The 24,824-nt window shown below is 60.8% G+C and carries 23 protein-coding genes; 5 read left to right on the forward strand and 18 right to left on the reverse strand.

From position 1 onward, the window contains the following. Positions 1–3 precede the first annotated feature (3 nt). From AF337_RS07795 to AF337_RS07845, 11 genes are all read right to left on the reverse strand, one after another. Positions 4–309: an urease subunit beta gene (locus AF337_RS07795; RefSeq protein ID WP_049731659.1), complete on the reverse strand. Its 306-nt coding sequence runs from the start codon at positions 307–309 to the stop codon at positions 4–6. Between the two features lie 9 nt (positions 310–318). Then, positions 319–570, reverse strand: coding sequence for a DUF1272 domain-containing protein (locus AF337_RS07800; protein ID WP_049731660.1), 252 nt, complete (start codon positions 568–570; stop codon positions 319–321). A 10-nt stretch (positions 571–580) separates the two neighbouring features. Then, the gene (locus AF337_RS07805; RefSeq protein ID WP_003561955.1) at positions 581–883 is read right to left on the reverse strand and encodes an urease subunit gamma; all 303 of its coding nucleotides are present in this window, start codon (positions 881–883) and stop codon (positions 581–583) included. A 20-nt stretch (positions 884–903) separates the two neighbouring features. Beyond that, positions 904–1,725: an urease accessory protein UreD gene (locus AF337_RS07810; protein ID WP_049731661.1), complete on the reverse strand. Its 822-nt coding sequence runs from the start codon at positions 1,723–1,725 to the stop codon at positions 904–906. A 151-nt stretch (positions 1,726–1,876) separates the two neighbouring features. After that, a complete protein-coding gene (gene urtE, locus AF337_RS07815; protein ID WP_049731714.1) occupies positions 1,877–2,572 on the reverse strand; it encodes an urea ABC transporter ATP-binding subunit UrtE in 696 nt (231 codons plus the stop codon). An 18-nt stretch (positions 2,573–2,590) separates the two neighbouring features. Further along, positions 2,591–3,109, reverse strand: coding sequence for a hypothetical protein (locus tag AF337_RS07820; protein ID WP_049731715.1), 519 nt, complete (start codon positions 3,107–3,109; stop codon positions 2,591–2,593). A 76-nt stretch (positions 3,110–3,185) separates the two neighbouring features. Then, entirely contained in the window at positions 3,186–3,941 is a 756-nt protein-coding gene (gene urtD / locus AF337_RS07825; protein ID WP_049731716.1) for an urea ABC transporter ATP-binding protein UrtD, read from the reverse strand. A gap of 5 nt (positions 3,942–3,946) precedes the next feature. Then, on the reverse strand, positions 3,947–5,110 hold the full coding sequence (urtC, locus tag AF337_RS07830; RefSeq protein ID WP_049731662.1) for an urea ABC transporter permease subunit UrtC: 1,164 nt from the start codon (positions 5,108–5,110) through the stop codon (positions 3,947–3,949). After that, on the reverse strand, positions 5,107–6,759 hold the full coding sequence (urtB, locus tag AF337_RS07835; RefSeq protein ID WP_049731663.1) for an urea ABC transporter permease subunit UrtB: 1,653 nt from the start codon (positions 6,757–6,759) through the stop codon (positions 5,107–5,109). The genes urtC and urtB overlap by 4 nt, the downstream gene beginning before the upstream one ends. 115 nt (positions 6,760–6,874) lie before the next feature. Further along, positions 6,875–8,167, reverse strand: coding sequence for an urea ABC transporter substrate-binding protein (urtA, locus tag AF337_RS07840; RefSeq protein ID WP_049731664.1), 1,293 nt, complete (start codon positions 8,165–8,167; stop codon positions 6,875–6,877). Positions 8,168–8,355: 188 nt separating this feature from the next. Beyond that, a complete protein-coding gene (locus tag AF337_RS07845) occupies positions 8,356–10,260 on the reverse strand; it encodes an acid phosphatase (protein ID WP_049731665.1) in 1,905 nt (634 codons plus the stop codon). A 179-nt stretch (positions 10,261–10,439) separates the two neighbouring features. On the opposite strand from AF337_RS07845, the gene AF337_RS07850 reads away from it, so the two are divergent. Together AF337_RS07850 and AF337_RS07855 are read left to right on the forward strand one after the other, a co-directional pair. Further along, positions 10,440–13,826 carry a hybrid sensor histidine kinase/response regulator gene (locus AF337_RS07850; protein ID WP_049731666.1) on the forward strand — a complete coding sequence of 1,129 codons (3,387 nt, stop codon included), beginning with the start codon at positions 10,440–10,442 and terminating at the stop codon, positions 13,824–13,826. Continuing rightward, positions 13,819–14,736 carry a response regulator transcription factor gene (locus AF337_RS07855; protein ID WP_049731667.1) on the forward strand — a complete coding sequence of 306 codons (918 nt, stop codon included), beginning with the start codon at positions 13,819–13,821 and terminating at the stop codon, positions 14,734–14,736. Before AF337_RS07850 ends, AF337_RS07855 begins: the two co-directional genes overlap by 8 nt. Before the next feature lie 127 nt (positions 14,737–14,863). Here the strand turns inward: AF337_RS07855 and AF337_RS07860 are convergent, their stop codons facing one another. From AF337_RS07860 to AF337_RS07885, 6 genes are all read right to left on the reverse strand, one after another. Further along, a complete protein-coding gene (locus tag AF337_RS07860; RefSeq protein ID WP_049731668.1) occupies positions 14,864–15,985 on the reverse strand; it encodes a branched-chain amino acid ABC transporter substrate-binding protein in 1,122 nt (373 codons plus the stop codon). A 120-nt stretch (positions 15,986–16,105) separates the two neighbouring features. Then, positions 16,106–16,459: a DUF6867 family protein gene (locus AF337_RS07865; RefSeq protein ID WP_049731669.1), complete on the reverse strand. Its 354-nt coding sequence runs from the start codon at positions 16,457–16,459 to the stop codon at positions 16,106–16,108. An 18-nt stretch (positions 16,460–16,477) separates the two neighbouring features. Next, entirely contained in the window at positions 16,478–17,221 is a 744-nt protein-coding gene (locus AF337_RS07870) for an ABC transporter ATP-binding protein (protein ID WP_184344971.1), read from the reverse strand. Further along, positions 17,221–18,096, reverse strand: coding sequence for an ABC transporter ATP-binding protein (locus AF337_RS07875; RefSeq protein WP_049731670.1), 876 nt, complete (start codon positions 18,094–18,096; stop codon positions 17,221–17,223). The genes AF337_RS07870 and AF337_RS07875 overlap by 1 nt, the downstream gene beginning before the upstream one ends. Then, positions 18,096–19,487 carry a high-affinity branched-chain amino acid ABC transporter permease LivM gene (livM, locus tag AF337_RS07880; RefSeq protein WP_049731671.1) on the reverse strand — a complete coding sequence of 464 codons (1,392 nt, stop codon included), beginning with the start codon at positions 19,485–19,487 and terminating at the stop codon, positions 18,096–18,098. Before livM ends, AF337_RS07875 begins: the two co-directional genes overlap by 1 nt. Positions 19,488–19,491: 4 nt before the next feature. Continuing rightward, positions 19,492–20,394 (reverse strand): branched-chain amino acid ABC transporter permease, encoded by a 903-nt coding sequence (locus AF337_RS07885; protein WP_049731672.1) that lies wholly within the window; start codon positions 20,392–20,394, stop codon positions 19,492–19,494. 554 nt (positions 20,395–20,948) lie between these two features. Between AF337_RS07885 and cysQ the strand changes: the two genes are divergently transcribed. The 3 genes from cysQ (at position 20,949) to sciP (ending at position 24,329) form a co-directional block, all read left to right on the forward strand. Beyond that, positions 20,949–21,746, forward strand: coding sequence for a 3'(2'),5'-bisphosphate nucleotidase CysQ (gene cysQ / locus AF337_RS07890; protein ID WP_049731673.1), 798 nt, complete (start codon positions 20,949–20,951; stop codon positions 21,744–21,746). A 543-nt stretch (positions 21,747–22,289) separates the two neighbouring features. Then, positions 22,290–23,015, forward strand: a complete 726-nt coding sequence (locus AF337_RS07895; protein ID WP_049731674.1) for a sugar transferase — start codon at positions 22,290–22,292, stop codon at positions 23,013–23,015. A 1,038-nt stretch (positions 23,016–24,053) separates the two neighbouring features. Continuing rightward, positions 24,054–24,329 (forward strand): CtrA inhibitor SciP, encoded by a 276-nt coding sequence (sciP, locus tag AF337_RS07910; RefSeq protein WP_007533628.1) that lies wholly within the window; start codon positions 24,054–24,056, stop codon positions 24,327–24,329. A 20-nt stretch (positions 24,330–24,349) separates the two neighbouring features. On the opposite strand, the gene AF337_RS07915 is transcribed toward sciP, so the two are convergent. Next, positions 24,350–24,817, reverse strand: a complete 468-nt coding sequence (locus AF337_RS07915) for a paraquat-inducible protein A (protein ID WP_049731677.1) — start codon at positions 24,815–24,817, stop codon at positions 24,350–24,352. Between the last annotated feature and the right edge of the window lie 7 nt (positions 24,818–24,824).

A 24,824-nucleotide genomic window follows, 5' to 3' on the forward strand; every position in this document is an offset into this window, starting at 1 on the left:
CCGTTAAAGCTTGCCCATCACCAGCTGACGGAAGCCATAAACTTCGCGCTTGCCGGAAAGCGGGATCAGCGTCACCGAGCGCGTCTGTCCCGGCTCGAAGCGCACCGCAGTTCCCGCCGGAATATCCAGCCGCTTGCCATGCGCCGCCGCCCGGTCGAAGGAGAGCCCAGCATTGGTCTCGGCGAAATGATAGTGGCTACCGACCTGCACCGGCCGGTCGCCGGTATTGGACACCTCCAGCGTCACCGTCGGCGCGCCGGTATTCAGTTCGATGTCGCCGCTTGCGGCAATGATCTCGCCCGGAATCATATTATCTCCTTAAGCGGCCCTGGGCGCGCAGCCCTCGGCCTTCAGCACACGTTTCGTCGACGCCGGATGTTTGGCGAGCATATCAGCCGGTCGGATGGGTCTGGCAACTAGATTGCCGCCGCAGTTGGGGCAGACGCCCTTCAGCACGCCATCGACGCAATCGGCGCAGAAGGTGCATTCATAGGTGCAGATCCGTGCCTCGCTGCTTTCCGGCGGCAGATCCTTGTCGCAACATTCGCAATTGGGCCTGAGCTCGAGCATATCAATCCCCTTAGCGGATCGGTTCATGGACGGTGACGAGCTTGGTGCCATCGGGGAATGTCGCCTCCACCTGCACGTCGTGGATCATCTCGGCAATGCCTTCCATCACCTGATCGCGGCCGATCACATGGGCGCCGGCCTCCATCAGCTCGGCGACCGGGCGGCCGTCGCGGGCGCCTTCGACGACGAAATCGCTGATCAGCGCGATCGCCTCGGGATAGTTCAGCTTGACGCCGCGCTCCAGCCGCCGCCGTGCCACCATCGCCGCCATGGATATCAGCAGCTTGTCTTTTTCTCTCGGAGTGAGGTTCATCATCTACCTGCTTATTGAACTCATAGATTCCAGACTTTCGGCACGGGCGCACCATTGCGCAAGGCGGAAATGATCGGGATCAGGATTTTTCTGAGTGAGAAGCCGTCGGCTGCCGCAAGGCGGACGACGAGCTTGCCGTCCCAGGCGCTCGCGCCGCCCATCGAACCTTCGACGAGCGGCCGCACCTTGCCGAGATAGGCTTCCGAAAGCGGTCCGGCATAAAGCAGCGTCGCAAAGGCCACTTGTCCGCCGAGCACCGCCTGACGTGCTGCCAAGGCAGTCACCCCTTCCGACAGCCTGAGCTCCTCGGCATGGATCAGCCGGCCCGAGCGGCGGATGCGCCAGCGGTCGCGGAAAAGCCCGGTCTCGACCGTCTCGCCCATCGCCTTGCGGCCGAGCAATATGGCCTCGACGGCCAGGAATTCGGAGTCTTCGTCAAGATCGACATCCAGCCGGCGAAAAAGTGCGGCACGATCGAAAAGGATCGTTTCCTGCGGCAGCCAGTCAACGCGGGCTTGGGCTCCGACCTTGATGCTGGTCGTCACCTCGGCTGTACCGGCCGATGCCTTGTAGATCTTTTCGCAGGCCTGGGTGGTGACGTCGATCTTCGTGCCGGCGCCGGCCACGACGCTCCAGTCCATCCGATCGCCGCCAGTCAACCCGCCTGCTGTGTTGATGATGACGGCTTCCATCGAGGCATCGAACGTATCGGGCAGGCGGATCTTCGCCGCGCCTTCCTGATAGAGTTCACGCAGCCGCGTGCGACCATCCAGCAGCTTTGCCGCCAGATGCCCGCGTCCTTCCGCTCTTTGCGGTCTCGTGCCTGCCGCCGCAATCACCATCTCGTGCCTTTCGGTTGCGCCACCGGTTTTCCATTCAATCGTGCGGGTCACGGAAAGCAAGCAATTCCCATGCCGTCCAAGGATAGCCGCAGCCGAGCTGGCAGATTTGAAAGGCGCCCCGCCAGCTGCCGCAAAATGCAGCATTTGCCGATCAGACGGTCAGGTGACGGCGGGCCTCCGGCGTATCCAGCGTTTCGGCAAGGCCTTCATGAACGATCTCGCCACGATCCATGATGTAGACGTAATCGGCAAGCTCCCGGCAGAAGTCGAGATATTGTTCGACGAGCAGGATCGCCATGCCGGTGGAATCGCGGAGATAACGGATCGCCCGGCCGATATCCTTGATGATCGACGGCTGAATGCCCTCGGTCGGCTCGTCGAGCACCAGAATCCTCGGCCGCGTCACCATCGCCCGCCCGATCGCCAGCTGCTGCTGCTGGCCGCCGGAAAGATCGCCGCCGCGGCGCGACAGCATCGACTTCAGCACCGGGAAGAGGCTGAAGATATCGTCGGGTATGTTGCGGTCGCGGCGGCCGAGCGGAGCAAAGCCGGTTTCGAGATTTTCCTTGACCGTCAGCAGCGGGAAAATTTCCCGCCCCTGTGGCACATAACCGATGCCCTGCTTGGCGCGGGCAAAGGGCGGCAGGCCGTTCAGCCTTGTATCGTTGAACGTGACGGTGCCGGCCGACAGCGGATGCTGGCCGGTCACGGCGCGCAGGAGCGAACTCTTGCCGACGCCGTTGCGCCCCAATACGCAGGTAATCCTGCCCATCTCCGCCTTGATGGAGACGCCGCGCAGCGCCTGTGCGGCGCCATAATGCAGATTTGCGTTTTCGACTGTCAGCATCCGTTCACCCATTCCCCATCAGTTCATCAGCGTCCGCCTCAGCATCTGCAGGGCGTGGTCCTGTTCTTTCGTTCTCTCGCCGCCGGCGACGGCCACGTCCTCGGCAATGCCGATCAATTGCTGACGCTCATGCATGTCGAGCGCCTTCATCCAGAGATCCCGGAACCGGCGGATCGGGTCTTCGGGACTGGTAACGTTCTTGGACGCCCACTCGGCAAAAACCAGCACCTCTTCCATATCGCCCGGCCGGATGATGCCTTTCATGCGGTTGCGCACGACATCCTTCGCGGCCTCGAGATGGATCGGCTTTTCCTTGGCGAGGCAGAAGAAGAAAGCCACTGCCGCAATCGCCGGATCGGCGATCGAGGCCAGCGGCGCTGCCTCCGCCTGCTTGCGCAACTTTCCGCGCTTATAGACGCCCCGCATGCGTTCGACGGAATCGATGATCTCGCTTCCCGCTTCACGCATCATTTTCAAACGCCAATACCAGACGGCCGCGCCGCTGATCGCCACGACCAGAATGCCGAGAAAAGCCATGATGAAACCCCACAATAAAACCCGCCCGTTTTAGAGCGTTTTCTTTTGTCAGGTTCAAGCCTCTAAGTTGCATGGATCACCGCCCCAGATAGTTCTCGATCACCTTCGGATCGGAGCTGACGAAATCGATCGATCCCTCAGCCAGCACCGAGCCTTCCGCAAGGCAGGTCACCTTGACGCCGAGGTCGCGGATGAAGCCCATATCGTGTTCGACGACGACGACCGAGCGGGTCTTGGCAATGTCCTTCAGCAGGATCGCCGTCTCCGCCGTTTCCGCGTCGGTCATACCGGCCACCGGCTCGTCGACGAGCAGGAGCTTCGGCTCCTGCGCCAGCAGCATACCGATTTCCAGCCACTGCTTCTGCCCATGCGAAAGGTTGGCGGCCAGCTCGTCGCGGCGGTGCGTCAGCCGCACCGTTTCGAGGATCTCATCGATGCGGGCCTTGTCCTCACCCGAAAGCCGATAGAACAGCGTCGAAAACACCGAGCGGCGGCGGTTCAACGCCAATTCCAGATTGTCCCAGACCGTATGGCTTTCGAACACCGTCGGCTTCTGGAATTTGCGGCCGATGCCGAGCTGGGCGATATCGGCCTCGTCCTTCTTGGTGAGATCGATCGTGCCGTTGAAGAACACTTCGCCCTCGTCGGGCCTGGTCTTGCCGGTGATGATATCCATCATCGTCGTCTTGCCGGCGCCGTTCGGGCCGATAATGGCGCGAAGCTCGCCGGGTTCGATGACGATCGACAGCGAATTCAATGCCTTGAAGCCATCGAAGGAAACCGAAACGCCGTTGAGATAAAGTACGCTGTTGGGTTTGACGTCGGGAATCACTGTGTTCACTCCGCTGCCTGGATTTTCGGCTCGATGCCGTCTTCCTGCGCCGCCGGCGGCATCACAGGGGAAGCGGTTTTCCGTTTGCCGAGATAGGGGGCGATCGTGCCGACCACGCCCTTCGGCAGAAACAGCGTGACGGCGACGAAGAGACCGCCGAGCGCAAACAGCCAGAACTCCGGGAAGAGACCGGTGAAGATCGTCTTGCCGCCATTGACGAGGATCGCGCCGATGATCGGCCCGATCAGCGTCGCCCGCCCGCCGACCGCCGTCCAGATGACGACTTCGATCGAGTTGGCGGGAGCGAATTCGCCGGGGTTGATGATGCCGACCTGCGGAACGTAGAGCGCGCCTGATATGCCCGCCATCATCGCCGAGACGACGAAGGTGAAGAGCTTGAAATGTTCGACGCGGTAACCGAGGAAGCGCGTGCGGCTCTCCGCATCGCGCACGCCGACCAGCACCTTGCCGAATTTCGAACGAACGATCGCCGAGGCCAGCAGCAGCGACAGCGCCAGCATGACCGCGGTTGCCGCAAACAGGGCTGCACGCGTGCCGTCAGCCTGAACGTTGAAGCCGATAATGTCCTTGAAATCGGTCAGGCCGTTATTGCCGCCGAAGCCCATATCGTTACGGAAGAAGGCGAGCAGCAGCGCGTATGTCATCGCCTGGGTGATGATCGAGAGATAGACGCCGTTGACGCGTGAGCGGAAGGCGAACCAGCCGAAGACAAAGGCGAGCAGGCCGGGCACGACGAGCACCATTAGCGCCGCAAACCAGAAGTGGTTGAAGCCGTACCAGAACCAGGGCAGATCCTTCCAGTTCAGGAACACCATGAAATCGGGCAGGATTGGGTCGCCGTAGCTGCCGCGGGTGCCGATCTGGCGCATCAGATACATGCCCATCGCATAACCGCCGAGCGCAAAGAAGGCGCCGTGGCCGAGCGAGAGAATGCCGCAGAAGCCCCAGACGAGATCGAGCGCCAGCGCCAGCAGCGCATAGGTCAGATACTTGCCGAACAGTGACATGACATAGGTCGGCACGTGCAGCGGATTGGTCGGCCCGGTCATCAGGTTCAGCACCGGTACGAGAACGGCGACCAGAAGCAGCAGGGCGATGGCAATGACGATCTTGCGATCTACTGATCGGAGAAGGAAGGCCGTTATCATGCTTCCACCGCCCTTCCTTTGAGTGCGAAGAGCCCGCGGGGACGCTTCTGGATGAAGAGAATGATGAGGACGAGCACCAGGATCTTGCCGAGCACGGCGCCGGCGAAGGGCTCGAGGAATTTGTTGACGACGCCGAGCGAGAGCGCACCGACCAGCGTGCCCCAGAGGTTGCCGACACCGCCGAAGACGACGACCATGAAGCTGTCGATGATGTAGGATTGACCGAGGTTTGGCGAAACGTTGTCGATCTGGCTGAGCGCCACGCCGGCAATACCGGCAATGCCCGAACCGAGCGCGAAGGTGAAGGCATCGACCCAGCCGGTGCGGATGCCCATCGACGATGCCATGCGGCGGTTCTGCGTGACGGCGCGCATCTGCAGCCCGAAGGCCGAGCGTTTGAGCAGCAGGAGCAGCGTCACGAAGACAACCATCGAAAAGACGATGATCCACAGTCGATTCCAGGTGATGGAGAGCCCGCCGAGGTCGAAGACGCCGGACATCCAGGTCGGATTGCGGACCTCGCGGTTGGTCGGGCCGAAGATGCTGCGCACGGCCTGTTGCAGGATCAGCGACACGCCCCAGGTCGCAAGCAGTGTTTCGAGCGGCCGGCCGTAGAGATAGCGGATGACGGCGCGTTCGATCACCAGACCGACGAAGCCGGTAAAGACGAAGGCGGCAGGCACGGCAAAGGCAAGCGAATAGTCCGCCACGCCGGGAAAGGTCGAGGTAATGTATTCCTGCACCACATAGGTGGTATAGGCGCCGATCATCACCATTTCGCCATGCGCCATGTTGATGACGCCCATGACGCCGAAGGTGATGGCAAGGCCGATCGCCGCCAGCAGCAGCACCGAGCCGAGCGACAATCCGTACCAGACGTTCTGGACGATATCCCACAGCGCCAGGCTGCGATTGATGGCGCTGATATCTGCCTGGATCGCCGGCTTCAGGTCATCAGGCGCGGTTTCGAGTGTGGTCGTCAGAATGGTCAGCGCATCACGATTGCCGCGAGCCGCGATCGTATCGATCGCTGCCTTCTTGTCTTCGACGCTCGCATCCGTCTTCAGCAGCAGCACTGCGCGCGCCGCTTCCATCGTATTTTTGATCTCGGCGTCCTTTTCAGCCGCAAGCGCCGCGTTCAGCAGGTCGAGATTGGCGGGATCGGCATCTTTCAGCAGGCCCTGTGCCGCGGCAAGCCGCGCCGAACGATCCGGGCTCATCAGCGTCAACTGGCTGGTGGCGGCGCTGATAACGCCGCGAAGTGCATTGTTGATCTTGACCTTGGTCATCATGTCAGGATCGACATCGGCAGCGGCTTCGCCGCTGATCGGATCGGAATAGGTCGGCTCGTCATCGGTGCCGCCCTGGAGGAGCACCGGGCCGCCATCGGAATTGACGTAGAGAAGGCCGTCGCTCAACTGCTGCAGGATCTGGCTGACATGGGGATCCTTGGAGGCGACCAGCGCCTTGATGGCTGCCTCGCGTTCCGGGAAGTCGCCGATGCCGAGCGCATCGATGAGCACGTGGATATCGTCCTCTGCCCGAGCTTCGCTTAATGTTGCCAAGCCCGGAAATGCGAGGCCGGAAAATGTCAGGCCCGAAAATGTCAGGCAGAGCGTGATGAGGAAAATCTTTATAGCGCGATGCATCGGCTTTCTCGCCCTGGATAGTGTTGGCCTCGCGGCGTGATCGCTGGGACGGAGCTTCCGCCCGGGATCAAACCCGGACGGAAGTCTTCAGACAATCATCTGATCGGGGTCGTGCTCAGGAACCCTTGCCGCCGCATTTGCCGGTGGCAACGTTGAAGTTGCCGCAGGACATCGGCTTGCGCCAATCGGAGATCAGGTCCTTGGAATCAGGCAGGTAATCGGACCATTCGTCGCCGACGACGGCAGGCGTCTGCTGGACGATTTCGAACTGGCCGTTGGCCTGGATTTCACCGATCAGCACAGGCTTGGTGATGTGGTGGTTCGGCATGACGGTCGCATAACCGCCGGAGAGGTTTGGAACGCTGACGCCGATGATGGAGTCGAGAACCTTGTCGGTATCGGTCGTGCCGGCAGCCTGGACGGCCTTAACCCATGCGTTGAAGCCGATATACGCAGCTTCCATCGGGTCGTTCGTCACGCGCTTGTCGTTCTTGGTGTAAGCGTGCCAGTCCTTGATGAACTTCTTGTTGGCCGGGCTTTCCACAGACTCGAAATAGTTCCAGGCAGCGAGATGGCCGACAAGCGGCTTGGTGTCGAGACCGGCAAGTTCTTCTTCACCGACCGAGAAGGCGACGACGGGAATGTCGGTTGCCTTGATGCCCTTGTTGCCCAGTTCCTTGTAGAATGGAACGTTGGCGTCGCCGTTGATGGTCGAGACGACGGCGGTCTTCTTGCCGGCCGAACCGAATTCCTTGATCTTGGCAACTTCGGTCTGCCAGTCGGAGAAGCCGAACGGCGTATAATTGGTCATGATGTCTTCTTTCGGAATACCCTTCGAAATCAGGTATGCCTCGAGAATCTTGTTGGTCGTGCGCGGATAGACGTAGTCGGTACCTTCGAGCACGAAGCGCTTGACGCCTTCTTTTTCCATCAGGTAGTCGACGGCCGGAATTGCCTGCTGGTTCGGAGCAGCACCGGTGTAGAAGATGTTGCGCGAGGATTCTTCGCCCTCATACTGCACGGGGTAGAAGAGCAGCGAATTCAGCTCTTCGAAAACCGGCAGAACAGACTTGCGCGACGAAGACGTCCAGCAACCGAAGACGGCGGCAACCTTGTCCTTCTGGATCAGTTCGCGGGCCTTTTCGGCAAACAGCGGCCAGTCGGAAGCCGGGTCGACGACGACGGCCTCGAGCTTCTTGCCGAGAAGGCCGCCCTTCTTGTTCTGCTCGTCGATGAGCATCAACATGGCGTCTTTCAGCGTGGTTTCGGAAATCGCCATCGTGCCGGAAAGCGAATGCAATACGCCGACTTTGATCGTGTCGTCGGCGGCAACCGCGCCGTGGAAAGCGGCCGATGCCGCCATGACGGCACCGAGCGCAGCGCCGGTGATCGTGGATCTGAGATTCATCTGGTTGAGCCCCTCTTCTTGTTCTGCAACAGGCCGGAAACGGAATTTAACTGTTGCCGAGGGGACTATCGGGTGCTGCATCGCAAAAACACATACGCAAAATGACGTAGGCGCAGGGGGCAAACGGACACAGGGAAAGCAAAGGGCATCCCCGCCATTGGGAATGCCCTCTTGGTTTGAGAAGAAAATTATCCGTCAATCGTCAGGGTGACCAATGTCGGGCTGTAGGAAAGGCTGGCCTTGCGGCCAGGAAAAGTGACCTTGCCGAAGGTGCCGGCGACGCTACCGGCCTTCAGGATCTCGATCTTTGTCCCGGGTGCCGGGGCAAAACCATCGGCAAGCGTCACGTCGAGATCGCCAGCGAGCGCCGCCTTGCCCTCGACAACAAGTGTGCCGGCACCGTTCGCGCCGAGCGCCAGCTTTGCCGTCGCGTGGGCGAGCTGCTGATAGTCGCCGCTCACGGTCAACGGCTTGTCGGCCGCCACCACGAGCGAACCGCCATTGACCGTCAGCCCGCCGGTGCCGAAAGCCGAAGATGACCCGGCCGCCAGCGCGCCCTCTTCGAGCACGGTGCCGCCGGCATAGCTGTTGGCGCCGGAAAGGCCGAGAATACCGCTGCCGCGCTTCACTAGCCTGCCCTTGCCGCCGATATCGTTGCGCCAGCTGTCGATCGCATTGAAGCCGCCCTTTGCCGCGTCCATCGTCACGGTGACATCCTGCTCGAAGGCACCGTAGCCATCGGCGGCGGCAAACAGGTTGAGACGACCGTAACCTTCCGCATCGTCGATGAGCGGATAACCCGAGGCGATCTCCGTCGTCTTCAGCACGTCGCGACGCTGCTCGCCGTCGAGATAGGGCAGACGCGTTTCGAGAAGCGCCTCGGCGCCTTGCGGCACGCGAGCCGGCTGATCGGTCGCATGGATCGTCGGCATTCCGTAGCTCAGGCGCTGCAGCACGTAAGCGCGATTGGCGTCATGATCGGCAAAACGGTCTGCGGCGATCGGCGCCGCATGCGCTGCGACTTCGAGCGCGCCCGCATCGGCAACGCCGGATTTGGCGATGAGCCATGATTGCGCCTGGGCGTAGGCATCGCTCTTCAGCGCTGTATTATCGGCCTTGTTCAGATTGTAGACGACAGTCGCCGTGCCAAGCATCCGGCCGCCCATCACGTCGAGCGGAGAATGCATGCCGGAAAGGATCCGGTCTTCACCCAGCTCGCTGGCGCGTGTGACCATTTCCTGGAAACGCTGCGGCACGAGATAGGCCATGGCAAGTGCATCCCGCCAGGCTTCCGCCGTATGGCCGCTCGGGAACCCGCCGTCCTCGACCGGTTTGCCGCTCTTGGCGGGCACCAAGGTCGGGACAACCGACACGTCCTGGCTCCAGCGATAGGGACGGCCATATTTGAAATAGCGCTTGGCGGGTTCCGTCGAACCGTCACCGCTGGCGGCATTGATGAAGTCGATCGCAAGACCCATGTCCGGATTGGCATCGGTCTTGTTTTCCGTGTCCGGCTTGCTGCCGGCGCCGCGATTGTTGCCCTTGTCGTCATATTTGACCGTCGTCGCATCGGCAGCCACCTCGGTGATCGTGGTGGTCTGCTTCGAGCCGGCCTTCCAGGCAGCCGTCAGCGGGCCGAGGCCATCGACGATGCTGGCATTCTTGCCGCGCCGGTCGTCGAGATAGGCGGCGACCGCCTGATCGGCCGTCCGCGCCCGCGTCGCCTTGACCACATAGGCGATGTTCGCATCATGGACGAGCTTGTTGACGACCTGACCATCGGTCGTGCTGAGGGGAATGCCATCCCAATCCGTCTTGGCGACCGCAGGGCAATTGTCCTTGGCCGGGGCTTCCACACCCGCATCGACGAAGGGCGTGCGCGGGGTCCAGATTTCGAGGAAACCGGAGAGGAGATGAACGGCGGCATTGGTGTCCACCGTCGAGAAGCAGGCGTCACCGCGCTTGTTGGTGTTTCCGGTCTCGACATAAGGCGCTTTCGCCGCCGCGGCCTGCTCGGCGCCGGCAAGCGACGGCACGATCGAAACGAGGCAGACGAGGGCGGTGCTCAGGCGGAAAAGGCTCGAAGCAGACATGGGTGATACCTGTAATGATTGGAAGGAGCGGCGGGAGAGTTAGAGGGCTGGTGTGACAGACCGGCTTCAAAAATATGGCGGTTCCGTGAATCTGCCAGTGCTCCGCCCTTGCCTTTCTCACCCATCCCGCCAAAACTGTTTCGAGACGAGAAGCCCAACCGGAATGCCGGAAGGAAGACATGGCAGCGCGCCAACGCATCATTCCGGTGAGACGCGAATACAATCGCTGGGTCGCCAACCAGACGCTGGAAGATTATGCGCTGCGCTTCACCGCAAAGAGCGCCCGCCATTTCTCCTCGCAGCGCATCGCGCAGACGGCGATCGGCGCGATCTCCTTCCTGGCGCTCGAGGCGATCGGCGGCGCCATCACTCTCTCCTACGGCACCACCAACGCCTTTTATGCCATTCTCGTCGCTTCGATCGCCATGCTGGCAATCGGCCTGCCGATCAGCCGCTACGCCATCCGCCACGGTGTCGACATCGACCTTCTGACCCGCGGCGCCGGCTTCGGCTATATCGGCTCGACCATCACCTCGCTGATCTATGCGAGCTTCACCTTCATGCTGTTTGCGATCGAGGCCTCGATCATGTCCGGGGCGCTGGAGCTTACCCTCGGCATTCCGCTCTGGATCGGCTACATCCTCAGCGCCGTCATGGTGATCCCGCTGGTGACGCACGGCGTGCGGCTGATCAGCAAATTCCAGTTGGTGACCCAGCCCTTCTGGATCGTGCTGAACATCCTGCCCTTCATTTTCATCGCCTTCATGGATTGGGAAAAGTTCGATCTCTGGCGCGCCTTTGCCGGCATTCGCCATGCCTCGGGCCCGCCCGGCACCATCGCCGAATTCGATCTGGTGCAGTTCGGCGCCGCCTCGGCCGTCATTCTGGCGCTGATGTCGCAGATCGGCGAGCAGGCCGACTTCCTGCGCTTCCTGCCGCCGGAGCCGCGGCGCAAGTGGCGCCATCGCCTAGCCGTCTTCCTTGCCGGACCCGGCTGGGTCGTCATCGGCGCGCCAAAGCTGCTGGCCGGCTCCTTCCTCGTCGTGCTGACCTTGGCCTCGGGCGTACCGGTCGATCGTGCCGCCGATCCGGCGCAGATGTATCTGACCGCTTTCGGCTATATGGTGCCCTGGCAGAATGCCGCGCTGCTATTGATGGCCGCCTTCGTCGTCGTCTCGCAGCTGAAGATCAACGTGATGAATGCCTATGCCGGCTCACTCGCCTGGTCGAACTTTTTCTCGCGGCTGACCCACAGCCATCCCGGCCGCGTCATCTGGCTGGTTTTCAACGTCGCAATCGCCCTGCTTTTGATGGAACTCGGCATCTATCGGCTGCTGGAGGAGACGCTCGGCATCTTCTCGATCATCGCCATGGCCTGGCTCTGCACGATCTCCGCCGATCTCTTCATCAACAAGCCGCTTGGCCTCGCTCCGCCCGGCATCGAGTTCAAGCGCGCCCATCTCTACGACATCAATCCGGTCGGCCTCGGCGCCATGACGCTGTCGGCGACGGTGTCGCTGATTGCCCATTTCGGCGCCTTTGGCGCGACCGCCGCCTCGCTGGCGCCCTATATCACCCTCGTCATCGCGCTTATCGCCTCGCCGGCACTTGCCTGGGCGACGAAGGGCAAGTTCTACCTCGCCCGCAAGCCGCGCCACAGCTGGAAGAACCTGACGAGCATCACCTGCTCGATCTGCGAGCATCCCTTCGAGCCGGAGGATATGGCCTGGTGCCCGGCCTATGCCGCACCGATCTGCTCGCTCTGCTGCTCGCTCGACAGCCGATGCCACGACATGTGCAAACCGGCCGCCCGTTTCAACGCGCAGGTCGGCACTGTCGCCAAGGTGCTGCTGCCGGAAACCGTTCTAAGCAAGCTGACGACGCGCCTCGGCCGCTACGGCATCGCCGTCGCGCTGGCATTGACTGCTATCGGCGCGATCCTGGCGATGATCGCCCACCAGGTCGCCGCCGCCTCGCCCGAGACGGCCGAGGTCGTCAATCGCACCATCCTCATCGTCTTCTTCGTCTTCTCGGTGATCTCGGGCGTCGTCTGCTGGTTCTATGTGCTCGCCCATGACAGCCGCGTCGTCGCCGAGGAAGAATCCTCGCGCCAGAACACCCTGCTGCTCAAGGAGATCGCCGCCCACAAGAAGACCGACACCGCCTTGCAGAATGCCAAGGAAACGGCCGAGGCAGCCAACCGCGCCAAGAGCCGCTACGTCGTCGGCCTCAGCCACGAGCTGCGCACACCGCTGAACGCCGTGCTCGGCTACGCCCAGATCCTCGAGCGCGACGACACCATCCCGGCGCCGCGCCAATCCTCGATCAAGGTCATCCGCCGCAGCGCCGAACACCTCTCCGGCCTGATCGACGGCCTGCTCGATATTTCCAAGATCGAGGCCGGCCGCCTGCAGGTCTATTCCAATGAGATCAACATCCAGGATTTCCTCGATCAGATCGTCGACATGTTTCGCCCGCAGGCGCAGGTGAAGGGGCTCGCTTTCCTGCACCAGCGCTCGCCGGCCTTGCCGCAATTTGTCCGCACCGATGAAAAGCGGCTGCGCCAGATCCTCGTCAACCTGCTCTCCAACGCCATCAAGTTCACTGACGAGGGAAGCGTCACCTTCGACGTCGCCTATCGCAACCAGGTCGCGACCTTCACCGTTGCCGATACTGGCCGCGGCATTGCTGAAAAGGATCTGACGCGTATCTACGAACCCTTCCAGCGCGGCGAGGCCGAAAGCGTCAGGCCAATGCCGGGTCTTGGCCTCGGCCTTACCATCACCCGGCTTCTGACCAACACGCTCGGCGGCGAGATTGCTGTTTCGAGCGTCAAGGACGAGGGCTCGACGTTCCGCGTGCGCCTCATGCTGTCCGCCGTCATGCGCGCCGTGGCCGCCGCACCGCAGGAAAAGCGCATCGCCGGTTATGACGGCCCGCGCCGCACGGTGGTCGTCGTCGACGATAACGAAGACCATCGCGAAATGATGCGCGAAATCCTGGCGCCTCTCGATTTCATCGTTTTGACGGCAGCAGGCGGAGCCGAATGCCTGACGCTGATCGAGGGCATCATGCCTGATCTTTTCCTCGTCGATATCCTCATGCCCGGCATGAGCGGCTGGCAGCTGGTCTCGCGCCTGCGCGAGGCCGGCCAGACGGCGCCGATGCTGATGCTTTCGGCCAATATCGGCGATGCGGCCGTTCTCGGCGACAGCGACGACAGTCATAATGATGCGATCGGCAAGCCGGTCGACATTCGCCAGCTGCGCGACAAGCTCGCTTTGCATCTTGGCCTGAAATGGGTCTATGCCGACGCCGCGCCCGCTATTCCCGTGACGACCGAAGCGCCGATGCTGAGCCCGGGTGCTGCCCATGTACAGGAATTGCTGCGGCTCGGCGAAATCGGCTATATCAGAGGCATCGAAGCCAAGCTTTCGGACCTTGCCAAGGTGGAGGCAAATCAGCCATTCACCGAAGAACTTCGCGCCTATGTCGCCGCCTTCGATCTCTCCGGCTTCATGACTTTCCTGCACGACTTCGACGAAAAGGTGGAATCCATTGGCTGAGCCGGCCCTCCCCCGCGACATCGTTCTGCTTGTCGATGACTCGCCCGAAGCGCTGGGCTTCCTGACCGACGCACTCGAGCAATCCGGCTTTTCCGTGCTGATCGCCACCTCAGGCAGCGCAGCCCTTGGCATCGTCGAGCGAATCACGCCGGATCTGATCCTGCTCGACGCCGTCATGCCCGCCATGGATGGCTTCGAGACCTGCCGCAGGTTGAAGGCGAATGCAGCGGTGGCGCAGGTGCCTGTCATCTTCATGACCGGCCTGACCGAGACCGAGCATGTCGTCCACGCGCTGGAATCCGGCGGTGTCGACTATCTCGCCAAGCCGATCAACATCGACGAATTGCGGGCCCGCATCCGTGTCCATTTGCGCAACGCCCGCTCGGCGCAGAGCGCCCGCGTGGCGCTCGACGCCGCCGGGCGCCATCTGCTGGCAGTCAGAGGCGACGGCGCGGTCCACTGGTCGACGCCGCAGGCGACACGGCTGGTCAATGCCGCCATGGGCAGCGATGACGGCATGGAAATCGTCGTCCGCCATATCGCTACCTGGATGGGCGACCGCGCAGCCGCAGTACGCGACGGCATCATCTCGATCGCCCATGCCGGTCAGGCGGCGCTGCAGCTCGCCTTCCTCGGCGCGATCGGCCCCGACGAATATCTCTTCCGTCTCACCGCCGCCAATCAGCGCAGCGACGACGAGATGCTGCGCCAGCGCTTTTCGCTGACCCAGCGCGAATCCGAAGTGCTGCTCTGGATCGCCAAGGGCAAGGCCAACCGCGACATCGGTGAAATATTGGGACTGTCGGCGCGCACCGTGAACAAGCACCTCGAACAGATCTACGTGAAGCTCGGCGTCGAGAACCGGGCCTCGGCGGCCGTGAAAGCGACGCACGTGCTGCACGAGATGTAATATTGAGCGGAAACCGTCGGCAGCAGATAGGCGGCGCCGCGGAGGACGGAATTTGAAACCTCGGCAAAGCAAAGAAGCCCGGTCGGAACCGGGCTTCAATCTCATCTGTCAAAAAGGGAAGCTAAGCTTACGAGCCCTGCGGAACGTAGGTGTACTTGCCGTCCGCGCCCTTCTTCCATTCGTACATGATGTAACCAGGAATCTTCGGGTCGCCCTTTTCGTCGAACGAAATGTCGCCGAGAACCGTGGTGAACGGACCCTTTTCCTTCATGGCCGTGGCGACAGCTTCAGGATCCACCGAACCGGCAGCCTTGGCGGCACCAACGATCGCCTGCATCGCAGCATAGGAGTAGAGCGTGTAGGCTTCCGGGTTGAAACCGGCGGCCTTGAACTTTTCGACGAGTTCCTTGTTGGCCGGGTTCAGCGTCGGATCGGGACCGAAGGTGTTCAGGGTACCGGCAACGGCGTCGCCAGCGATCGAGGCCAGTTCGTTCGAGACGATACCGTCGCCCGAAACCAGCGTTGCCTTCAGGCCCTGGTCAGCCGCCTGGCGGATGATGAGACCGGCTTCGGTGTGCAGACCGCCCCAATAGATGATCGAGACGCCGGCTTCCTTCATCTTGGCGATGAGAGCCGAGAAGTCCTTGTCGCCGACGTTGATGCCTTCGTACATGACTTCCGTCACACCCGCGGCATTCATCGCCTTCTTGGTTTCGTCGGCAAGACCCTGACCGTAGGGAGTCTTGTCGTGAACAACGGCGATCTTGGCGTCCTTGAAGTGGTCGGCAAGATACTTGCCGGCGATGGCGCCCTGTTGGTCGTCACGGCCGCAGGTGCGGAACGTGTTCCAGAGGCCCCGTTCCGTGAACTTCGGGTTCGTAGCAGCCGGGGTGATTTCGAGAATGCCGTTTTCGGCATAGACTTCCGAAGCCGGGATCGAAACGCCCGAGTTGAAGTGGCCGATAACGAACTTGACGCCGTCGGCAACGAATTTGTTAGCGACCGAGATGCCCTGCTTCGGGTCGGAGACGTCGTCGCCGAGCTCGATCTTGATCTGCTCGCCGTTAATGCCGCCAGCAGCGTTGATGTCGGCGGCCGCCTGCTCGGCGCCCTTCTGGAGCTGAGCGCCGAACGCAGCGTTCGGGCCGGTCAGCGGACCAGCGACAGCGATGAGAACGTCGGCCCAGGCGTTGCCGCTGAAGGCGACCATCGCCGTCAGAGCCACTGCCGACAGAAGAGACTTCTTCATATTATTACTCCCAATTTTTGGGCGGGTTCCGGTCCAAGGCCCAACGCACTACCCACCATTGACTGCGCTAGGAAAGCTGTTCCACTCTGAAGGCAATTCATGCCTAGTTTCAACGGACTGTCAATGTTTGTCCTTCCACGAAAACGCGGAAGTTTTTTCGTACAGCCAGTAATAGTTGTTGACCATCTGATTGGTGCGGCGAAAGCGGAAGCCGGCGGTCGAGAAGACCAGCAGCGTTACGAAATCAATGCCGTAGTAGAGCGCGCTGAGCATCGGCCCATCGAACAAGGCGTGATGCAGGAACTGCATGGCCCAGGCGAGGAGAAAAGTATAGACGATGGCCAGCGGATAGTTGTTCCAGCCTTCGGCCACCGCTTTGCCGGCGCGCCAGGCCGTCCAGAAGCCGATCAGCACGACGATCGCGCGGATGATCAAGCGGGCACCGGTATCGCTTTCGAAGAAAAGTCCCTGCATGTCAAACTCCCCTTCGAGCTAGTGTCTTCCGCCTTCGAGATAGGCGGCGCGGACTTCAGGATTGGCGAGCAGTTCCTTGCCGGAGCCGCTCATCGTCACCTTGCCGTTCACCATCACGTAAGCGCGGTGCGAAAGCCTCAGCGCAGCAAATGCGTTCTGCTCGACGAGGAACACGGTGAGACCTTCCTGTTCGTTGAGCTTGCGGATCGCCTCGAAGATGCCCTTGACGATCAGCGGCGCAAGGCCGAGCGAGGGTTCGTCGAGCAACAGCAGCTTCGGGCGTGCCATCAGCGCGCGGCCGATCGACAGCATCTGCTGTTCGCCGCCCGAAAGCGTGCCGCCGCGCTGGGCGTGGCGTTCTTTCAGGCGCGGGAAGAGCGCAAAGATCTTCTCGACGTCCTCGGCGAAATATTTGAGATTGTCGAGGCCGGCGCCCATCTGGAGATTTTCCAGAACCGTCATGCGCGGGAAGATGCGGCGTCCCTCAGGCGACTGCGCGATGCGCAAGCGAGCGATTTCGTGGGTCGGCATGTGGGTGATGTCGCGGCCCTCGAAGACGACCGAGCCAGTACGGGCCTGCGGGCTGCCGCAGATCGTCATCATCAGCGTCGACTTGCCGGCGCCGTTGGCGCCGATCAGGCTGACGATCTCACCCTTATTGACGTGGACATCGATGCCGGCCAGCGCACGAATATTGCCATAATAGGTTTCGACGCCATTCACCTGAAGGAGCGGTTGACCCGTCATTACTTCATCGCCCATCAGTTTGCTCCTCCTTCGAGCTGCTCGACGGTTGCGATCACCTCTTCCACTTCTTCATCCTCGACACCGAGATAGGCCGCGATGACCTTCGGATCGTTTTTGACGTGATCCGGCGTGCCATCGGAAATCTTCTGGCCGTATTCGAGCACGACGACGTGGTCGGAGATTTCCATCACTACCGACATGTCATGCTCGATGAGCAGGATAGATGTTCCGGTTTCGGCGCGGATGTTCTGCAGCAGCGCATTGAGCGTTGCCGATTCCCGCGGGTTCAGGCCGGCGGCCGGTTCGTCCAGGCAAAGCAGCTCGGGACCGGTGCACATGGCGCGAGCGATCTCGAGACGCCGCTGGGCGCCATAGGGCAGATCGCCTGCCGGATCGTCGGCGCGATCGATCAGATCGGCCTTCTCGAGCCAATGGCGGGCTAGCTCGATCGATGCAGCCGCCTCCCGTTTGTAGGGACCGATGCCGACGAGGCCGAGGATCGTATAACCCGACGCCTTCATCAGCTTGTTGTGCTGGGCGACGAGCAGGTTTTCAAGAACCGTCAGGCCGGAGAACAGCCGGATGTTCTGGAAGGTGCGCGCCACCTTGGCTTCTTTGGTGATGCGAAAATCCGGCAGCCGCTCCAGCAGATACTGCTTGCCGCTCTTCTGGTTAAGCGTGATCATCCCCATCGTCGGCTTGTAGAAGCCGGTGATGCAGTTGAAGACGGTGGTCTTGCCGGCACCGTTCGGCCCGATCAGCGCGGTGATGTCACCGCGCTTGGCTTCGAAGGAGAAGTCGTTGATGGCCATCAGGCCGCCGAACTTCATCGACAGGTGCTCGACCTTGAGCAGCGTATCGCTGGACATCGTGTTGGTAACGGGGCTCATCAACCGTGGCCCTCCTTGATGAAGCTTCCGGATATTGCCTTGCGCGCCTTGAGGAAGGCGGTCGGTTCACGCGAACCGACGAAACCGCGCGGCTTGAACAGCATGACCACGACCATGGCGAGGCCGAAGATCAGCATGCGATACAATTCTGGCGTGAAAGTCGGCCCGAAAATCACTTTCAGGAAGTCCATTTCGCGCAGCGCCTCGGTGCCGCCGACCATGACGATTGCGGCGATCGCAATGCCGGTCAGAGAACCCATGCCCCCGAGGACGACAATGGCGAGGATGACGGCAGATTCCAGGAAGACGAAGGATTCCGGCGAAACGAAGCCTTGACGGGCAGCAAAGAAGGAGCCGGCGAAACCGGCAAACATCGCTCCCGTCGCAAAGGCCGTGAGTTTGGTCGTCACCGTATTGATGCCGAGCGAGCGGCAGGCGATCTCGTCTTCGCGCAACGCTTCCCAGGCGCGACCGATCGGCATGCGGCGCAGCCGGATGGTCACGTAGGCGGTCAGCATGCAGAGCGCCAGGATGAGGTAAAAAAGGAAGATCTTGTAGTAAGCCGAGGACATCGAAAGGTGAAAAACCTTGGCAAAGCCGCCGGCCGTCGCGTCGAAGGGAATGCCGAAGAGCGTCACCTTGGGAATGCTCGAGATACCGAAAGTCCCCTTGGTGACATCCGTCCAGTTGATAAGGACGAGGCGGATGATTTCACCGAAGGCAAGCGTGACGATGGCGAGGTAGTCGCCGCGCAGGCGCAGCACCGGGAAGCCGAGGATGACGCCCCAGAGTGCGGCGAAAATGCCGGAAAGCGGCAGGAGAACCCAGAAGGACAGGCCGAAATAGCTCGACAGCAGCGCGTAGGAATAGGCGCCGACTGCATAGAAGGCGACATAGCCGAGATCGAGCAGACCGGCGAGGCCGACGACGATGTTCAGCCCCCAGGCAAGCATCACATAGATCAGGATCTGGATGCCGAAATTGTCGACATATGTCAGCGAACCCTGCGGGCCTTTGATCGCCACCACCACCATGGGATAAAGCAGCAGGGCGATCAGCGCGATCTTTAGGAAATGCCGGTGGAAGAAGCTCTTCTCGGTGGAGATAGGGAGTTCGCCCTGTCTCGCCTTTGCCAGCTTGCGGCTGTCGAGATGCGGCCGCAGGAAAACCACCGTGGCGAAGCGGCCGATCGCGGCGACAGCGACGAAGATCGCAAGCAGCCCCCAGCGCTGGACGATGATCAGCTCGTTGTTGATGTTCTGGTCGGTCTTGAGGCCGACATAGAGAACGAACATACCGAACGACAGGATGGCGGCGAAGAGGGCTTCGGTAAGGCCTTTGCGGACAAGTCCGGCATCGGGCTTGCCTGCAGAATTTTCAATGTTTGCCATGACGTTATACCTTCTCGACTTCCGGCCGTCCGAGGATACCCGTCGGCTTGAAGATCAGCACGAAAGCGAGGATGGCGAAGGTCGCGACATCCTTGTACGCGATGGTGAAATAGGCCGACCACAGCGATTCGATCAGGCCGATCATCAACCCGCCGAGAACGGCGCCCGGCAATGAGCCGATGCCGCCGAGAACGGCTGCGGTAAAGGCCTTCACACCCGGCGTGAAACCGTCGGCGAACGACGCGACGCCATAATACATCAGATACATCGTGCCGGCGACGGCAGCCAGCGCCGCACCCATGACGAAGGTGATGGAAATCGTCTGGTCGACATTGACACCGAGCAGTGCCGCCATCTTGCGGTCCTGTTCGGTGGCGCGCTGGGCACGGCCGAGTGCGGTACGATTGACGATGTACCAAAAGACGGCGAGCAGCACGACCGTGATCACGATGATGACGATCTGTTTCAGCGACACCGAGATGTTGCCGAACTGATAGACCGAGCTGATCATCGGCGGGATCGGCTTGTTGCGCGGACCCTGCGTCACCTGGATGAAATTGGACAGCACGATCGACATGCCGATCGCCGTAATCAGCGGCGCCAGGCGGAAGGAACCGCGCAGCGGGCGGTACGCGATGCGCTCAATCGTCCAATTCCACAAACTCGTCATCAGCATCGCGACGACAAGCATCGCCAGCAGCAGAATTGCCACCGGGAGACCTGCGAAGATGGATGTAAGGACGAGAAAGACGATAAGAGCGGCGAAGCCACCGAGCATGAAGATATCGCCATGGGCGAAATTGATCATGCCAATAATGCCGTAAACCATCGTATAGCCGATAGCCACAAGGCCATAGATGGATCCAAGCGTCAGCCCATTGAAGAGCTGCTGGACGAAATACTCCATATGTCGTTTTCCCCTGGATGCGAGCCGAACAGGCTGCATCTCTTTTTGGTTCTTCGGTTCCCCGTTTCGGAGAACCTCATAGGCCGAATGCATACCGGTTTCAGTGGAAATGTGAAGACAAAAAGGATTTACTCCGACAAATTCTTGTCAGAACAGGCCTAAGTGGCGCATTTTGAACCAAAATCCACAGAAAATCGGCAAAGAAAGGCCTGTTTTTGATCAGAAACTGCCACTGAGTTAACGGTTCGGAGATATCGCCGACGATTTCTCGATGCCGCTTGTTGCGCAAGCTATTCCATAGAATTGGAAGATGGCGCAAATTCAGACCCGAAGCCAGGCGCTTTTGCGAATACCATTTCACGAGCAAATGCCCTTCTTCGTCTGACAAGGCTGAAAACTTATGGTAGCTTCGTGGAACTGCGTGACGAGGATGCAAGGCGCGTCGGGAAACACCATATCGAGTATCTGGTGACATCGAGTATCTGGTGACAGGGATGGTTTGCGGACGGGCGACAGTGGGGTGCTCGGCCCGCGTGGCGAACGGCAAAAGGACAATGCTGAGGACATTTGAACGGGCGGCACTCGAAGCCGGCAAGGCCATCATCACGGTCCTGCGCCAAGGTTTCCCGGTCGCCATGAAAGCGGATGCAAGTCCGGTCACGGTCGCCGACGAGGAGGCCGAACGCATCATCCTCGCTCATCTCGCCAGAGATTATCCCGAAATACCCGTCGTCGCCGAAGAATCGGTCGCCGCCGGAAAAGTGCCCGACATCGCCGGCCGCGGCTTCTTCCTGGTCGATCCTCTCGACGGCACGCGAGAATTCGTCGATGGGCGGCAGGAATTCACCGTGAATATCGCCTATATAGAGAATGGCGCCCCGGTGGCCGGCATCGTCTACGCCCCGGCACTCGGTCTTGCCTTCTCGGGCGAACGCGGCCACGCCGAAAGGCTCGTCGTCACCAACGAATTCACCGTCGGTGCGCGCAGTGCGATCACCGTGCGTGAACAGCCGGACGATAGGCTGGCGCTCGCCAGCCTACGCCACAACAGCCCCGAGACCGGAAGCTTCCTCGCCCACCACTCCATCTCCAAATGCACCAATATCGGCTCCTCGCTGAAATTCTGTCTGCTGGCCGAAGGCAAGGCCGACGTCTATCCGCGCTTTACCCGCACGATGGAATGGGACACGGCGGCCGGCGATGCGGTGCTGCGCGCCGCCGGCGGTTCGACGGTGACGCTCGACGGAGCGCCGCTGACCTACGGCAAGACGGGCGCAGCAGCCGATTTCGACTTCGCCAACCCGAACTTCATCTCCTGGGGCGGCACGAAACGCGTCCTCGAACCGGCGTAACAACCCGCACCAATCCCGGAACTATCAGCTATCCACGCGACCGGAGCCCCGGCAGGCGGTCAGAGAGTGATTCGCAAACAGCCGGCCGGACTGGCTGATTCTCGGCCTGAACCCTGTTTTTCCACTTTTCCCGCGCCGGATTGTCACCGATCCCGCCTTGATTTTGTCATATTCCGACACAGTTTGGGAACGACCGAGCATCCCGGCTAGAAAAAATTCGCGTCGGAATTGGTTAAAAACACCCCATAACGACCGTCGGTCGCGTGCCGATCCAACACGTTCGACTACCCCCGGAAGCCCTCGCCAAAGGCCTAGAAACCTTGACGAAATTCCAATTATTAACGAAATATCATGAGCTTGCCTCAACTTAACGCAGATGCGAAAGATTTATTGCAATGCGATATTTCTCTGGACACCATTACACAATTGTCGCATTTTTCCGTTTTAGTAGGGTTACCAAGACCTGAGTGCAGCCCTGGTGACAGGGTTAACCATTGATCGCCTTTTGCCGCCGCGCCCCTCGAAGACAACAGAGTACGATCCTTGAGCATCACGGAACTAAACAACACCATTTCGAATGAGTCCTTCAGGCCGAGCCGCCGCGAGCTGCCGGGTCTGAAGATCCAGACCCCTGTTATCCATAGCGATGCGCCGCAGGCGCCGTGGATGGATCTTGTCCTGAAGCGGGCGTTCGACATCGTTTCGTCGTTGAGCGCCCTCCTCGTCCTTGCCCCTTTCCTTCTGTTCGTCGCTTTGCTGATCAAGCTCGACAGCCCGGGACCGGTGCTCTTCAAGCAGACCCGCTGGGGCAAGAACTGCAAGACCATCAAGGTCTACAAGTTCCGCTCGATGCGCACCGATCTCTGCGATGTCTCGGGTATTGCCCAGACGGTGAAGAACGATCCGCGCATCACCCGGGTCGGCGCCATCCTGCGCCGCACGAACGTCGATGAGCTGCCGCAGCTGCTGAACGTGCTGATGGGTCACATGTCCGTCGTCGGCCCGCGCTGCCATGCAATCGGCATGCGCGCCGGCGGCATGCTCTACGAAGAACTCGTCCCGGAATACCATCAGCGCCACGCCATGCGCCCCGGCATGACGGGCCTTGCTCAGATGCGCGGCCTGCGCGGCCCGACCGATCGTCCGGCCAAGGCGCGTGCCCGCATCGTCAGCGATCTCTATTACGTCGCCAACTTCTCGATCGTGATGGATATCCGCATCATTGCCGGAACTGTCGTATCCGAGCTGACCCGCGGAAAAGGCTTCTAAGATTTGTGAGAAGGGACCGGCTGCCTCACGGCAACCGGTCCCTGAATGCTCTACAGGCCGCCTCCTGCGGCTGACCGCATCGAGCTTGCGCATCGCGCTTTTTGGACAATCCCCACCATATGCGACGAGACCGAGAATGATCGCAATCTCGTCGCTGCTTTGCGAGCCGCATGCGATTTCGCGCCGCGCGCCATTACCTGCGCCGGCGTGGACATGAATACCCGTCTGACGGCGAAGATGTATTGTTTCAGATCAGCGTCGTGCGAGCGTACAGACGAAAAATTCTTCAACGCATGCATCTAAAAAGCGGGTTAAAGCGGCGGTGTTTGTCGGCGCCGCCGCCCGCCAACGCCCCCCACTGAAGATCGGCCCGATCATCCGCTTCATCGCGGCCACCAGTCGGCTACGATGAAGAAAATCGGCGGCCCGGTAAAAGCTCAAGGCTTTCCTGCCGGCTGCCGATGAACCGATTTTCGGGAGAAAGCCGGGAGCCGAAAAAAATCGAAACCCGCAAACTTTGCGATCTCGCCAAGCCGTTTCTTGCCGCACTCGACGAGATGCCGGCGCGACCGGTCCGCGAAGGCGAAAAATCCAGCATCCTCAATGCAATCGCCGCGCGCATGCTCGCCTTTTTTCATCTTCATACGACGTGTCGCCTGCTTCGCCAGACGTCGCCGCCGGCAGCGAGAGGTTGCGTGCCGGAGTATCGGCTAATACGGGTTTTGCTCCGCATATCGAGGGCACCAAGCGTCAAAAGCGCGAGCCGGCCGGATAGAGCGGGAAGAACAGAGAGAGATGCCTGGCGCTCATCCCTATGTCAGCCACGACAAAGCTCGTCTCGGGACATCAGTTATATTTGTTCGGCAAGCCCCCTATTGCAGGTCGCGACAAAATCACAGCGCGGCAGGTGGCCGTCCCAGGTCGCCGGCTCGCTGGGGCGTCTAAATTTGTTATCAAAGTCTTACGAAGGGCTTAGGCAATTTTTAAATGTGGCAGGCTAGAGTGGCCTCCGTGGTCTTGCGTTGTGTAGAGAGTCCAATGACCGAAATGATACGTCCCCGAGTGAAATATGTCATCGGCCCCGATGGCAGCCCCCTGACGATCGCGGATCTTCCGCCGCCCAATACGCGGCGCTGGGTGATCCGGCGGAAGGCAGAGGTTGTCGCGGCTGTTCGCGGTGGCCTGTTAAGCTTGGAAGAGGCCTGCGAGCGTTATACGCTCACGGTCGAAGAGTTCCTCTCCTGGCAATCGTCGATCAACAGCCACGGTCTCGCCGGCCTGCGCACCACGCGCATCCAGCAATATCGTCACTGATCGCACGCCATTATCGAGATTTATTTCGGGCCGGACGCATCTCCCGTAAGGGAATGAAGAAGGCCCGAAATCATTGACGACGCCGCGTAGCACCAGAGGCCCGGCTGCGTGAAGGCATCCGCCAGCCCCGTTGTCTTCGCCGCCGCAATGACGATCGCGACCAGCAGCACGTCCATCATTGACCACTTGGACAGATGCGGCACGACGCGACGATAAAACAGGTTGCCGGCCCCACCGCTGGCACCTGCCGCTTCCGCGGAGATCCCGACCATCTTCAGAAGCGGAAGCACGATCGAGACCAATGCGACGATCGCCGCCAGCAGCCCATCCCCGCCCTGCCAGAGCGAAACGACGATTTCTATGAGCGACGGGGTCTGATCGAAGAGATACAGCGTTTCGAAACGGACCAGCGGCAGGATGAGGCCGAGTGCCAGCAGGAATGGCGCGGCAACGAGCAGAATGGGGCGGATCATCGAAAGCGCGCTCATAGGCCCG

The sequence above is a fragment of the Rhizobium ecuadorense genome, from assembly GCF_001187535.1.
GTDB lineage: Bacteria > Pseudomonadota > Alphaproteobacteria > Rhizobiales > Rhizobiaceae > Rhizobium > Rhizobium ecuadorense.

Coding starts and splice junctions, on each gene's coding strand:
- AF337_RS07795 (WP_049731659.1), bottom strand. CDS start 309: ATGATTCCGGGCGAGATCATTGCCGCAAGCGGCGACATCGAACTGAAT.
- AF337_RS07800 (WP_049731660.1), bottom strand. CDS start 570: ATGCTCGAGCTCAGGCCCAATTGCGAATGTTGCGACAAGGATCTGCCG.
- AF337_RS07805 (WP_003561955.1), bottom strand. CDS start 883: ATGAACCTCACTCCGAGAGAAAAAGACAAGCTGCTGATATCCATGGCG.
- AF337_RS07810 (WP_049731661.1), bottom strand. CDS start 1,725: ATGGTGATTGCGGCGGCAGGCACGAGACCGCAAAGAGCGGAAGGACGC.
- urtE (WP_049731714.1), bottom strand. CDS start 2,572: ATGCTGACAGTCGAAAACGCAAATCTGCATTATGGCGCCGCACAGGCG.
- AF337_RS07820 (WP_049731715.1), bottom strand. CDS start 3,109: ATGGCTTTTCTCGGCATTCTGGTCGTGGCGATCAGCGGCGCGGCCGTC.
- urtC (WP_049731662.1), bottom strand. CDS start 5,110: ATGATAACGGCCTTCCTTCTCCGATCAGTAGATCGCAAGATCGTCATT.
- urtB (WP_049731663.1), bottom strand. CDS start 6,759: ATGCATCGCGCTATAAAGATTTTCCTCATCACGCTCTGCCTGACATTT.
- urtA (WP_049731664.1), bottom strand. CDS start 8,167: ATGAATCTCAGATCCACGATCACCGGCGCTGCGCTCGGTGCCGTCATG.
- AF337_RS07845 (WP_049731665.1), bottom strand. CDS start 10,260: ATGTCTGCTTCGAGCCTTTTCCGCCTGAGCACCGCCCTCGTCTGCCTC.
- AF337_RS07850 (WP_049731666.1), top strand. CDS start 10,440: ATGGCAGCGCGCCAACGCATCATTCCGGTGAGACGCGAATACAATCGC.
- AF337_RS07860 (WP_049731668.1), bottom strand. CDS start 15,985: ATGAAGAAGTCTCTTCTGTCGGCAGTGGCTCTGACGGCGATGGTCGCC.
- AF337_RS07865 (WP_049731669.1), bottom strand. CDS start 16,459: ATGCAGGGACTTTTCTTCGAAAGCGATACCGGTGCCCGCTTGATCATC.
- AF337_RS07870 (WP_184344971.1), bottom strand. CDS start 17,221: ATGGGCGATGAAGTAATGACGGGTCAACCGCTCCTTCAGGTGAATGGC.
- AF337_RS07875 (WP_049731670.1), bottom strand. CDS start 18,096: ATGAGCCCCGTTACCAACACGATGTCCAGCGATACGCTGCTCAAGGTC.
- livM (WP_049731671.1), bottom strand. CDS start 19,487: ATGGCAAACATTGAAAATTCTGCAGGCAAGCCCGATGCCGGACTTGTC.
- AF337_RS07885 (WP_049731672.1), bottom strand. CDS start 20,394: ATGGAGTATTTCGTCCAGCAGCTCTTCAATGGGCTGACGCTTGGATCC.
- cysQ (WP_049731673.1), top strand. CDS start 20,949: ATGCTGAGGACATTTGAACGGGCGGCACTCGAAGCCGGCAAGGCCATC.
- sciP (WP_007533628.1), top strand. CDS start 24,054: ATGACCGAAATGATACGTCCCCGAGTGAAATATGTCATCGGCCCCGAT.
- AF337_RS07915 (WP_049731677.1), bottom strand. CDS start 24,817: ATGAGCGCGCTTTCGATGATCCGCCCCATTCTGCTCGTTGCCGCGCCA.